The organism is Ralstonia sp. 110700041-2 (genome assembly GCF_056280165.1).
The window spans coordinates 25,972-39,015 of sequence record NZ_JBSFAI010000017.1 but is presented as its reverse complement, the minus strand read 5'-3'; the positions used below and the strand labels follow the sequence as shown (position 1 = coordinate 39,015).

Here is a 13,044-nt window from a genome sequence, read left to right as displayed (position 1 = left end):
TGTAGATAGCCTCATAACCTGAGAAAAACGGACCCATAAGTTGAGAAGCTTATGGGTCTTTTTTGTTGATAGCACAGGGTTATGGGGAGCGTCGACACCCTGGCCGCTCTTAGCGCATTCCTCGTTAAGGTCGATAAGGAGACCGTCCGTCGCTGTCGCCTTTTATTGCTGCTCCGCTCTGGGGGCTGAACGCTTGGTGTTCCGGTTCGGCTCGCACGCGCCGCTCGGAAACCCGAATCTGGCTGTTGCCGCCATAGTCGCAAGGGCTCGGGTAAACCGCCCAACAATGGCGATTGAGGCGCTAACGCTTTTGCCGTGTTGCTGCGCACACGACACCGAGGCGAATCAGTTCATCGACATGACGAGCAGCCTCGGCAGGAGCATGGCCACCCGAAACCAAGATACCAAGCTCGATATTCAGGTTGAACGCGAATTCCGTCAGGTTGGCGCTGGACACTAGCAGACGCGTGCGGTCAGCAACCGCAAACTTTGCGTGCAAGCTGCCATACCGCCCACACTCGTCTCTAATCCGATGCTTCTGGGGCCAAACGTAAACCTCCACCTCGCGAAGCCCTGAAGCGCGAAGATGCGGCACCGGGTCGAAGTCGACCTTGCCACCGTTGTCCCCGTCGCTTTCGACGACAAAGACTACGCGGACACCTCGCGCTTCAGCCGCTGACAAGGCCTCGGCCACAGCCGGCACCTTGTATGCCGCGAACGTTACGAGATAGACCGACTCACGTGCGGATGCAATCAACTCTAGGAGGGCTGGCCCGGTGCTTCTCAACGTCGTAGAGATAAGCGCGGGGCCAGACCACACCAGCTCAAGCTGCTGCCGTTTCCGCTCCTCGTGGCTGGTAGCGCTTGCAGCGAGCAGCGCCTGTCCCAACTGCGAATATTCAGCCGTCGGCATCTCGTGCCGCCAGGTCGCCATGAGCGCCAAGAACAGCCTCGCCGCATCGGCAGATAGAAACGATTGAGCCTCGACTACCCTTCCGAGGGCAAGGCAGTCTGACACACGCAGCACGGTTTCCCGCGATACATCACAGGCGAAACGAGCCACGGCTTCGGGCCAAAGAAGTGCTTGCTGCTTGCTCACAGGAACAGAGGCACGGCTGAATTACCCAAGGTCTGGACAAGCAGGGAGCGGTCCAGGTACTTGTTGCCGCGCTCGCACGACGTCTCAGGGGCGAACTGGCAGGCATGACATGCTGCTCCGTGAAGCGAAGCAGTCCCGTCGTTCGCAGGTCGGTGCTCCCCGCACAGGGGGTCGGATGTACACAGTTGCATTGAATCCAGCGCTTGACGGACTAAAGCGCCGAGTCGAGCCGGTTCGCCTTGCGAGACAAGACCGCCCAAGGTGCCCTCGCTGTCTGGCGCGGCGGTGTACAGCAGCAGGCCTGCCATGGGAAGCCCGGTACCGTCGTCGCAGTAGATGCGCTCGCGGATGCTTGCCGCGCTATAGCCGGACTGGAGCGCCAACTGTCGCATCAAGGCGTGCGAGAAGGAGTGAATCAGCGCGAAGCGAAGACCGGGGAAGCCGTCGGTCGGGTTGGGCATGTTGCGTGCCATCTTCCAGCCAGCGTGGGCCGCAATGAACTCGCTTTCGCGCTCCGTGTTCTTGGCTGCCCAGGCTAGCAGCACGTCTCGTTTGAACTGAAGAAACAGCCCCTCCCCCCGGACTTCGGAAACCGGCACCCAGGTCGGCGCGTTTCGCGACAACGGTGCGCGCATGTCGGTCGGAATATCGGACGGGTCGGCATAGTCGCCGGGCGAGTCGATTCGTGTGAAGCCCACCAGGGCTCGCACTTCCCGCAAGCGCTCAACTCGCACCACCTTCTCAAAGAAGGCTTCGAAGCCGACGGGCGGTGCCACCGGGGTCAGCTCGAAATCGACCGTATTTCGAGTCGGGTCGGCGGTCGAGAAGACCTGCCACTCCGGCTCCTTGAGATTGCTGCTCTCTTCTTGCTTCGCACTATCCGAACGTCTGACCTGGATGGCCTCCCAGACCTTCGCGTCGTCGTACTCCTCAAGGCCGCGCATATTCCCCGCCGCCCGGAAAGCAACCAGCACTTCCGCAGACGTAACGAGTTGTAGCATTACCCACTTGTCCTCCACCAGTTGGGGTAGCGGGTCGGCATGCCGTGGAATCGACAAGGCGGAAAGGGAGATGCCGAACCAACTGTTCGAGGCACCCAACAGCATGGTCTCGGCATGCTCGGTACAGCCACCCGGCTCAAAGTCCCGCAGGTGAGGACGCCGGCCGCGACACGCAAAGAGCGGGTCTGCCTTTGCGGTTTCCCCGAAGGCCTCGACCAGTGAGCGGGTCTGCCCACAAGAATCGCAGTGGACAAAGAGGTTTGCTGCCTCGTCTCCTACTCCCATCTTCCGCAGCCTCAGAGGGCCATTGCAGTTCGTGCTGCCGCTGTGCACATACTGTAGCCACGGGAAGTCGTCGACATGCCCGTGCTTGCACGCCAGTTGGAAGCGGGTCGGCAGCACAGCAGGTGGATTAGGGCTTCGGTTGCAGGAGACGTGCCGGTAGCGAACCCGGTCGGGTCGATACGGGTCGGACTGGAGCTCGAAGAGTCCCGAGCTCAAAGGTGCCACCAGGTCGCACCACGGGCAGCGGTACCACTGCGGAAAGGCTGCGACGGGCACGCCGATGCGCGGGCCGTTCAAAGGGTCACGAGAGCTCTCATCCAAGTCAACCGGCGGCAGCATCAGGCGTTCGACCTGTGGCCCTAGTTGACCGCGTACTGCAGCCAGCAGGCGCTCTTCACCAACCGGAGTGGCGTACTGAAGCTTCCAGTCATCAAGGCCCATGACCATCGCAGCTATGTTGGGCAGGTCGACCATGGCGCCGACCCCGTAGGTGTGCAATAGTTGTGTGGGGCGTACGTCGCCCACGCGGTGTTCGGCCATCAGCCATTCCCTCCCGTTTGGCCGGCCGGCCCGGCACTTGTATTTGCTGCAGCGACCTGGATGGCCAGAGTCCCTGCAGGCTGGTTCATGACGGGCGCCGAGTAGCCTTGGCCGTACCCATCATCAAGGGGGCGGTCGTCGAGCAGCAGGTTGACGCTGGGCTCCACGTCGCGCAGCGAGCCAAGGCAGGTGAACGTGTCCCAATCGCCAAGCCCGGCTTTCTGCAGCAGCGGCCTTGTCAATCCGTCACGCTCAGACTGGTAGCCCAGCTTTGCACCGCCAGGCTTGGGAGCTGCCTCACGCAGCCAACGGTCGAGGCGGTTCTGCAAGTGTCGCTGCACCTTCTGCCCCTCGGCCACTGACTGAGTGACCTCCTCCGCGCGTCGCGCAATGGCCGCGACCGCCGCCTGGACCAGTGCCGCCGTCCGGTCGACCTGACCTGCTGCCTGGTTAGGGTTGTAGGTGGTACCGGGCAGCCGTACGAGTGCAGCGAGGATGGCCGACAGCCCCCGGTCGACAGCTCTGCTGGCGAACGGCGTCACCGACAGCGCTTCCACATGCTGATAGAACGTGGCGTGGTAGTGGCCAAAGCGCTCGTAGTGCGACAGGTCCCGGGGTCTGGCCCAGTTGTAGACCGTGCACACCAGACCTGGCGCTGCGGCGTTCCGGCCGACTCGGCTGGTTGCCTGGATATATTCCGAAGAGCCTTTCGGTTGACCAGCCACCACCATCAAGCCAAGGCGCTTAATGTCCACGCCGACTGAGACCATGTTTGTGGCCAGCACGACGTCCAGCGGTGACGGCGAACCCTTCTGCCCGGGTGGCCGCTTTGCGTGCGGAGGCAACGTCGGGTCGTGTTGCACCTCCAGACGGTCCAACAGCAGCGGAATCTCGCCCGAGTTCTTCCGGGAGGTCAGCTCTTCTAGTGCGGGGCTATGGCGCCGTGCCAGTCCGCGCTGGTCCATGTCACGCACGCGAGAGCGCACGTCGTCGTCAATGAGGCGGCGCATGCCCCCAAGCTCGCGCATGGAGTTGAAGTAGCCCAGCACAGTCATCCATGGGTCGATTGGCTTGCCGTACTTCTGGAACAACGTCTGCCCTGCGGCCAAGTAAGCCACATACACGCGGATGAGGGCCAGCTTCAGCCGGCGTCCGAACGCGGCCACACCGATGTAGCGCCGCCCCGGATACTTGTCGTTGGGTGTCCGCTGCACACTGAAGAAGTTGTCCTCCACGTCCAGACCCTGCGGCGGGAACACTCGCGCATCCCGCAGAAACAAAGACCGCATCTGCTCACGGGCCTGGCGAACCGTTGCCGTTGACGCAATCAGCTTCGGCCGCACCGTCTGACCGTTCACGGCCCAGGTGCACAGCTGGTCGACTGCCGTTTCGTACAGCCCCACCAGGCTTCCGAGCGGCCCTGAAATCAGGTGCAGCTCGTCCTGGATGATGAGGTCGGGCGGGCGCAGCGGTCCATGGTCGACCTTTCGGACCGCGGCAAATCCATTGCGGGCCGGATGTTGGCTCGCATCTTCCATGCAGGGGGATGTGAAGCCGTGGCGTGGACAGTACCCGTCCACCTGCCCGAACAGCATCTGTGTGCGGCCGTTCCAGGGCATCTGCGCGAATTTGTCGACCGTGGCAATCAGCAGAGCGGGAAGGCGACGATAGATTTCCTCGTCTACCGTTAAGACCGGAATGCCCTCGTCCGGCGACTTAGCTCGGCTGAAGTCGCAGCGCCCCAGTTGGTCGCCGCAGAAAGTGAAGACTCGGGCTCGCCCTCGGTTGTACGTCTCCACGGTCACGTCCTGCCCGGCTTTGACCTCGCAACCGCACCACGGGCAGTTCGTCAGTTGCAAGGGAGACCCGGTTCCCCGGCCAGCCCCAGCGCCTTGAGTACGCAGGATGGCCTCGTGCGCATCCTCAATCGAGTTGGGCGTCGTGCGTTGCCCCACCCACAGTCCAATGCGGAAGGGCTCAGCCCCCCAGGTTGCGCTGTCGCCTCGGCGAATCATCTCGCAGGCGCAGATGAGCGCCGCAGCCCGCTGGAACTGCTGAAGGGTCAGCAGGCGTAGGGTGTAACGCATGATGACGGCCACGCCGGCGTGGCCCAAGCGCCCGCCCACGACGCCCTGAAGGCGACGCATTGCCAGCGTGTACGCCGTCAGGCCCAGATACGCTTCGGTTTTGCCGCCACCAGTGGGGAACCACAGCAGGTCTGCGATGGCCGAGGCCGATTCGCTGCGGTCCGGGTGGTCCAGCTTGGTGACGCCCGGCAGATTCAGCAGCACGAAGGCGAGCTGGAATGGCCGCCAGCTGCGGTTCTCGGGAAGGTCCAGCTCATCCAGCGTCTCCTTCGAGCCAGCCCGCCGCCGTTCCGAGTGCAACGCATGGATGCGCTGCTGCCACATAGCCTCGTTCGCAAAACGGAAAGAGCGCTGCGCCGCGGCATCGGTCTCCAGAAGCTTGATGCCGGCCTCGATGCGCAGCTGGGCTTCCTGGCAGTCGTCCAGCGCTTGCCTCGCGGTGGCTTCGAACTCATCCAGCCCATCGGCCTTGGCGTCGATGTGCGCCCGGTTGGCGGCAATCCATTCGGTGTAAGCCACCGTCAGCTGACGGAGGGAGGCAAACAACGCTGCGTCGTCCATCTCGGCGAGCAGCTTCATGTCCAAGACCACGCCTGCCAGAGCAGGGTTGTCTTCTGGCGTCGGCGGCGTCGTCATCGGCACTTCGTAGGTCGGGGTGACACGGGTCCTCAGCCGCACGGCCTTCTGCGGCTCCCCTGCCGCCACCTCGGCGTCGACCGCAACGCCGTGCCCACTGGCGAACTCCACATGCTTGCGGTAAAGCATCTCGAGACGCACCTGCTCGTCTGAGGCCGCTCCCGAACGGCGGCGTCGCTTCTGGAACACAGGGGCGCCAGATGGCGCGGCAACCTCCAACTCTGGTTGGAACAGCAACTCATCATCCTTCGGGCGGCGGGTCGCTGAAGGTTGGGCATTGACGAGGAACAGACTGACTACCCAATCGCCATCGAGCTTCCTGGCCCGACCACGAATCACCACATCGGGTTGAGTGGGGTCGGCCGACTTTGCCGGAATGTCTCCCTCGGCCAAATCAACCACGACCGGCTGGCCGCCCATCGGGTAGCGCTTCCAGACCGTCTTGGGGTTGCCTTTTTCGGTTGTCGCCTTCGCGCTTTTCTCTCGCGCGTATCGCCCCCATCGGGGCGTGACCACCAGGTGAGTGGCGCTTCGGTTGACAGTGCAGGTCAGCCCGATTGAAGCAGGCGCCAGGGAATCAATCGGCAGCGCCAAATCATCGGCGTTGCCGTCCTCGACAGTCCCAGCACCGTCTGACGCGAGAGTGTCCGACTCGGCAGCACGGACCACCGTTCGCTTTGGCGCCAGGGTGCCGACCAGATAGCGGTCGGATACGCGTGGCTCATCCACCTCTTCATCGGGACCACCCGCGGGGCCTAGCAGGTCCTTGACGACCAGGTCTTCCAGCTCGGCGCGAAGGTCGCGAGGCCTCGGTGCTGCTGCAGCCAACGGCGCCAAGGGTGCCGCCGGAGGGATTGGAGCCGTCGTGGCTGTTGTGTCGGTCATGGAGTTCTTCTCCCGCCTTAATTGTCGAAATCAAAGGAATCTGGGTCCTTGCCAGCCTTCATGCGTTCGCATTCGAGGACGAACTGCCGAACTGCCGGCAAATACACCTCGGGTACCTGTCCTGCATCGAGCAGTGTCTGGAGGCGTGCAGCCATGACTTGCACATCTCCATAGGGCATGACACCCTTTGGATTGACTCGCAGGCGCACGCGAACGGCGTGGTCCCCGAAGCCATGCGACGTCGACTCGGACTGAAACGCTCCGATGAGCTTGATGAGCCCTTCGTCGGTACTCGACGCCGTCGCCCACCAAGCTCTTGCCTGTGCATCTCTGCCCCATTGACGCCAGCCACTGAGAAGAGCCGCCAATGAAAGGTGGTCAATGAAGGTCGGCTCGCTGGCAAGGACTTCGACACGCGACATCCACGCCGATTTCATTCCGACTACATCGTCCGCCCGAACGAGCGCGGGCCCGCCTTCACCCTTGGCTTCCTTCTCGACTTCGCTAGCGAGAGACCCGACCAAGTGCTGGCCGCAGCGCAGTGCCTTACCTTTCGTTAAAGCCGTTGAGACCACCCTGCAACGGTCGCCGTGGTCGACCTTCTTCAGCAGGTGATAGACCACGCGCGCAACGCGCGACTCGTTTCCAAAGTCAAACTCGCCTGGAATCCTATCGGTCCGTACTAGCAGTTCGTCGCCCATGTCGAACAGCGCCGTGATGACCGGTTCTGCGCTCGATGCATCGAGTTCACCGGGAACATGGTCCATCAGGCGCTCTAGCAACGCGCGGGCTTTGGTCGTCCCTCTGGCTGTTCTCTGTGCCAGTGCACCGCGCAGAACGCTTGCGAAGGCAGCGGGGTCATCGGCAGCCGAGAGCAGTGCATCGACATCAGCGCGCGTCACTGTTCCGACAGGCAGAGACAAGCGGAAGTAGGCCGGAAAGATGTCGGCAACGCAGACTCGCAACTCGGCCCTCCACCGCTGCAGCGAATCTCCGGAGTAATGCATATTCGACCAGACCGACTCCAGGCGCGGGAACAACCGATACATCAGTTCTTGTGTCGATGTACGCAGGTCCTCTGGCACCCTCTGCAACCAGATGTCGTGGAAGGCAATCGCACGGGCCTTGTCGTCGCCATTGTCAATGGCCCTGTAGCCGCAAAACTGCTCGGGCGAGGTTCGAATGACGTCGTAAACCGCAGGCAAGAACACGCGCAAGCACTCGATGGCGATGAAGTCGACTGGGTTCACCTCGCCGACCACCGCCGGGTACGTCACGCTCAACGCGTTGGTCAGGCGGACGATGTCTCGAGGCACTGTGAACAGCCTGTGTAGCCCCGAGTAGAAGACATTGGTCCAGTAGTGCGAGTCGAATCGACCCTCCGGCGTGGGGGCCATGACGGCATCGAGACGAACGAATAGGGCCTGCAGCAGCGTGGAGTGGTCAACCCTCGGTAACTCGAACGGCACCTGAATAATCTTCTCGATGTACCTGTCGCCAGGCAGGCCCGTCTGCTCGCTAATGGCGGTGGTGGCCACTTCTCGGTCGAACGCCAGCAGGTAGGTGATGTACGGAAAGTCGGCTAGCGCCTTGATGACGGTGAAGAGCTGCCTCACTTCCTCGGGGGTCAAGCGGTCGATGTCGTCGATGACAACTAAGACCCGCTTCTTCTGCTCGAGCAGCACGGAAGAAAGGGCCTTCTTCAGCGCAGGCACGTCCTTTGGCTTTGTTGCCAGTCGCTTCGCACCGGCTTCAACTACCTTGCCGATGAACGGAATGCCGTGACTCTTGCCAGCGAGGTCCGCGACACCCCCCAGAGCACCCGAGAATTCTGCGATGAGGTTGCCGACCTTCTCGAAGCCCTTGAACTTGGCGGGCAGCACGGCTTGTAGCTGGCCCAGAAAAGCCTTGGCCAGGTTCTCCTGCCCCGAGAACCACCATGGGTTGAAACTCACGACTACAGGCCGCTCAGCCTCCGGACCTTGTTCGAGTTCATGCTCGATGTAGGCCAACACCGTCGACTTGCCTGAGCCCCAGGGGCCATAGAGCGCGAGCACGATGCCGTCGCTACCTCGATAGCCGCGGATGGCTTTGGCCAAGGTCTTGGCGAACGGCGCGTGGCCAAAGAGGTCCTGCGCGGGGTCCGTTGATGGGCGGTCGGACGAGAGCTCAGCTGCATGCTTGTCAGTCATTCGACGGACCTCACTCGAACAACTGCTGCTGCACGCTCGGCGCCGCAGCCTTCTTGGCAGGTGGCCGCCCGGCACGCTTGAGTGGAGTCGAGCGTTCGGCTTGTACGGCTTCCACGCTGCGGGCAGCCTCCAGCTCCTCCCGGTAACGCTTACGATTCTGCGTCGAGAGGCGGTGCATGAGCTCAACTCGCGCGGTCTCTGAAACCGTGTATCTCAGCTTGTCCGCGTCGACGACATAGCCAGCGACGTGGAATCCATGGTCAAGAAGGACGTCTGACCAGCCGTACGCGCAGGCAACTTCGTGGTCGATTTCCCGATGAATTCTGCGAATCCTCTCAACATCCGCGTCGGCGCAGCTTGGTGAGTGAACTAGCTTGTACAGCTGGGTCAAGCCGCAAACTCTCTTCTCAAGGACCGATTGGCGGAACTCGTGAAGTTCGCGGCCGAGGGATTTCAGTGCACTGTTCTCTATGACTGCTGGGAACGGGAAGGTCTCATATACATCTGACGGTGTATAAACCGCATCGGTCTTCATCCGGCTTCCGTGAACGTGCACCCACGCATAGTGAAAGCTTGAAGACAGGACTGCAAAGTGCGTCAAATCGGAAGAAGCGATAACAACTACCTTTTGGTCAAAGACAGCCTCGTTGTCGACCAAATGTGGATATTTTGTTTTGCTGGTCTGTGCAAAGACGGTAACTTGCGACATGGGCGCGTTGCCATCCGACCAGCCGTCAGGGTGGCGTGCAAAAACTCTTCCGCGACCTATTGCGTGATACAGAGCCGGTCGCTTCTCGGAGTAGTGCCACCAGCGCTGCGGCATCGGTTTTCGAAGGACATACTGGCCGTTCTTGTCCACTCGTTGCCGTTCAGGTTTGACCTCTCTTTCGACTATTGTCAGGAGGTCAGGGAAGTCTGAGGCCACTCGCCCGGGGTAGTCTGGCGGCACGCGACCATCACGCAGCCATAACAGGCGCCGCCTTTCGTCCGCAATCGCCCACAGGCCATCGTCCGCCGAACGGTCCAGCGGCCAATCCCAAAAATTTATGACCCAGCGCGATGCCTGCTGTTGTGGGTGAGTGTTGAGGTCTTCTCCGTTCACGTATGGGAACAGCGCCTCTGCATTGCGCTCGTCGCGTGCGATGAGCTTTTGCGCTTCCTCGGGAGATATTGTGAAACCAATGCCCAGCACGTAAGACCCAACGAAACTCCTGCCGGCGTTGGCCTGCAACGGCATTGGACTCCACTCGTCCTCAGCTGTCAGGAAGGCCGAAATGAAGGGCACAACACTGCCGTTGAGCCTGTAGATGCCATTCCAAGCTCCGCGCAAGCCTTGCACTGCGCTGGCAACAACGGAAGCGGCTCCTGGCCATTCGAAGTTGGTACGCGCCGTGTAAAGCGTGATGCCTTGTCGCAGCATTGCCTCCAAGCCTACTTGGCGGGTGTCTCCCTCGGCGATGGTGTTGACCGCTAACAAACCGAAGGCACCACCTAGACGCAAAACCTGCACCGCGCGCAAGAAGAAGTAGGCGCAAAGGTCAGCTGTTCCACGGCGCCCGGCAGCCAGATGCAGCACGAGGTGGTCGCGGTAGTCTGTTCCAAACAGGCCAGTAATCTTCTGCCCACCGACGAACGGCGGATTACCCACCAGCGCATCAAAGCCTCCCGAGGCGGATGCCATGAAGACCTCTGGGAATTCGACCAACCAGTGGAACGGTCGGCGTGGCTCGCCGCTGCCATTGGCGGTACCCAGCATCTGGGTTGCAGACTGACGCAGCGGCCACAGCAAGGTGTTCGGCGGGCCTTCCGCGACGAAACGCTGCTCGACTGCTGGTGCCAGTGCTGTTCCTGCCTGCAGCAGCAGTTCCTCGAGTCGCGCATCCAGAAGCGCCGCGCTGCGGTCCGCATTGGAGCCCGCCGTTGACAGTGCCGCGCCCACAATGAGGTCAGCCAACACTCGCACCATCGCCAGAGAGGCCTCCGCCTCCCTGTGCAGCTGCGCCTTCAGCTCGGCATCGCGAACGTCCAGTACTGTGAACCTCTCCAGCGCTTCCCGCTTTCGCCGAGCTTCCGCTAGCAATTGCTGGACTTCGGTGAGCAGGTAGTCCACTACGCGTGTCTGGGTCCGCGACGGCGCGAGGTGAAAGTGCTCTAACTGAGCCGGGTCGTGCAGCCCGAGCAGGCTGTCGCCGCACTTGATGGCATGGTCCAGGAAGGTGAACGGCCGGTGCTTGTGCAGCGTGACCAGCCAGAGCGACAACTTGGCCATTTCCACTGCCATCGGATTGAGGTCCACGCCGTACAGGCAGCGCTCGGCCACCAGGCGGCGGGCCAACGCCAATCGTTCCTCCGGCTCGGGCGGCAACAGGTGCTGGCTGTGGCTGGCTCCGGCTGACAGGGCCTCTGGCACGGTGAGCGGGCCGTTGTCTCCTGATTCCGCTTCGGCCTTGGCCCAGCCCTCGACCACGCGTTCGGCCATGTAGCGGCAGGCTTGGACGAGGAAGGCGCCCGAGCCGCAGGCGGGGTCGCAGACCTTGAGCACCAGGATTTCGGTCGGCGTTTTCAGGGTCTCCAGGGACGGTTCGGCGCCCTGGCTGACGCCCGTGTAGAGCAGCGGGTCCAGGGTGGCCTTGACGACCTCCTCGGTCAACGTGCGTGGTGTGTAGTGCGTGCTGGTATTGCGGCGGTCGCTGCCCTTTGTGACATATACGCTGCCAGGGTGGATGACCACCGGGTGGCCCGAAGAATCGTCTCGCAGCAGATGGGCAAAGCGCGCAATGCGGTTGAAGAGCCCGTCATGACCAGCGCACACCGCCTGAAGGGCTAGGGCATTGGGTGGCTCTTCACGACGGAGGTCGCTTCTTAGCGCGGAGGGGGTGCGGCCTGTTCGTTCTTTCAGGTAGTTGACTACGGCCTGCTCGCTTTCAGCAGCCTTTCCCTCCAGCACGGAGAGCTCGACTTCTACGTCGTCACCGCCGCTACCCCGGAGGCCTAGAACCGTCGACGTGGCTCGGCGGGCCGTATGGTCGAGCAGACCTTCATACACATGGCCAATCTGCTCAATATCGAGCGCGCGGAAGCTCAGGCGCCTCGGTTCCACACCGCCGCCCGGGATGCGCATCTGCAGGAACTGGAGGGCCTCCAGCAGGTGCAGCACGGTACGGTTGCTCACCGGAAGCGGTTGGGCGGGAGCCTCTTGCCAGTGTGTCCCGGGCTCGCGCCCTTCTAGGAACGGGATGCGGTCAGGGTCGAACAGTGCACCGCCGTAGGCAGGCAGACGCATCTGGTCGTGCTCCACGCCCGCGTGGATGGCTCGGAAGGTGGAGAGTAGCCGCGACCAAGCATCGTGCCGGTAGGCCAGTAGGTTCTCGTCCGGCACCTCGCGCAGTTGGTCGCGCAAGGTGGACACGGCGTAGTGCCGATTCCAAAGCGGGTCTCCCAGGAGAAGCAGGCCCCGTTCTTCGGCAGAGAGCACGAAGACCAGCCGCATCATCACTGTGAGCGCAGCCTGGTACAACTCTTTCTCCCCCACACCGGTGAGCAGCTGGCCATTTCGGTCGGCATTGATGCGGTCGACAGCCTGGACCAGCACTTCCACTGCCTTGCGAACCTGCAGGCCCAGTTGGTCGGTAACTTCCTGCTGGTTCTGTGCACTCTCGGCCAGCAGGGCTGGTAAACGGTCGCGCTCCGCCACGCCGAACATGCGCATGGACCCGACCAGCGAGCTGAACGCCCGCAGCGTGAGCGGCTCTTCGCTCCACAGCGCAGCATCCCAGGTCACATACGTGGCGGGCTCGCCTGGACGTGTGCTCACCAGCATCCAGTGCGAGCCGTTGGTCACCAGACCCAGAGGGACACCTGTTCCCTGCAGCAGGGCCAGCATGCGCGTGGCCGGGGAGGCTTGCCAGCGCGCGCTGTTGACCGTCCGGTCCAACTCCTGAGCGACGGGGTAGGCAACGACCAGCAGCGCTGCGCACTCGTCTTCGGAGCGCTTGACGACCCATTGGGGCCGCAGCGTTTCACCGTGCTCAGCCACGGTGAACTCCATGCCAGGCGGGACGGCCTGGTCAGTTAACAGCACTTCGTCAGGCAGGCTCAGAATGCGTTTCAGTACGAACTGTAGCCAGGCATGGTGGACGGCACGGTCGCCTTCGGCGTCTTCCCATTCGGCAAAGGCCAGCCGTGTGTAGCGACTGACCCCGGCATCGAGCGCATCCAACTGCTGGGGAAATACCCGCAACAGAACAGGCAGAGAAAGAAAGGGGCCGGAGACTTCGACCAGCGACAGCCATTCGGCGTGATGACGGGCTACGGACATG

5 protein-coding genes are annotated in these 13,044 nt (G+C 62.4%); all 5 read right to left on the bottom strand.

The window, feature by feature from the left end; all coding sequences use genetic code 11:
- Positions 1-301 precede the first annotated feature (301 nt).
- From drmC to ACUXH0_RS22220, 5 genes are read right to left on the bottom strand one after another with little or no spacing between them, the layout of a single operon-like run.
- Entirely contained in the window at positions 302-1,099 is a 798-nt protein-coding gene (gene drmC / locus ACUXH0_RS22240; RefSeq protein WP_182594655.1) for a DISARM system phospholipase D-like protein DrmC, read from the bottom strand.
- On the bottom strand, positions 1,096-2,925 hold the full coding sequence (drmB, locus tag ACUXH0_RS22235) for a DUF1998 domain-containing protein (protein WP_182594656.1): 1,830 nt from the start codon (positions 2,923-2,925) through the stop codon (positions 1,096-1,098). The genes drmC and drmB overlap by 4 nt, the downstream gene beginning before the upstream one ends.
- A complete protein-coding gene (gene drmA, locus ACUXH0_RS22230) occupies positions 2,925-6,533 on the bottom strand; it encodes a DISARM system helicase DrmA (RefSeq protein ID WP_182594657.1) in 3,609 nt (1,202 codons plus the stop codon). Before drmA ends, drmB begins: the two co-directional genes overlap by 1 nt.
- Before the next feature lie 17 nt (positions 6,534-6,550).
- On the bottom strand, positions 6,551-8,725 hold the full coding sequence (locus ACUXH0_RS22225; RefSeq protein ID WP_182594658.1) for a KAP family P-loop NTPase fold protein: 2,175 nt from the start codon (positions 8,723-8,725) through the stop codon (positions 6,551-6,553).
- A 10-nt stretch (positions 8,726-8,735) separates the two neighbouring features.
- On the bottom strand, positions 8,736-13,043 hold the full coding sequence (locus ACUXH0_RS22220) for an Eco57I restriction-modification methylase domain-containing protein (protein ID WP_182594659.1): 4,308 nt from the start codon (positions 13,041-13,043) through the stop codon (positions 8,736-8,738).
- Position 13,044: the final 1 nt, after the last annotated feature.

Coding starts and splice junctions, on each gene's coding strand:
- drmB (WP_182594656.1), bottom strand. CDS start 2,925: ATGGCCGAACACCGCGTGGGCGACGTACGCCCCACACAACTATTGCAC.
- ACUXH0_RS22220 (WP_182594659.1), bottom strand. CDS start 13,043: ATGTCCGTAGCCCGTCATCACGCCGAATGGCTGTCGCTGGTCGAAGTC.
- drmA (WP_182594657.1), bottom strand. CDS start 6,533: ATGACCGACACAACAGCCACGACGGCTCCAATCCCTCCGGCGGCACCC.
- ACUXH0_RS22225 (WP_182594658.1), bottom strand. CDS start 8,725: ATGACTGACAAGCATGCAGCTGAGCTCTCGTCCGACCGCCCATCAACG.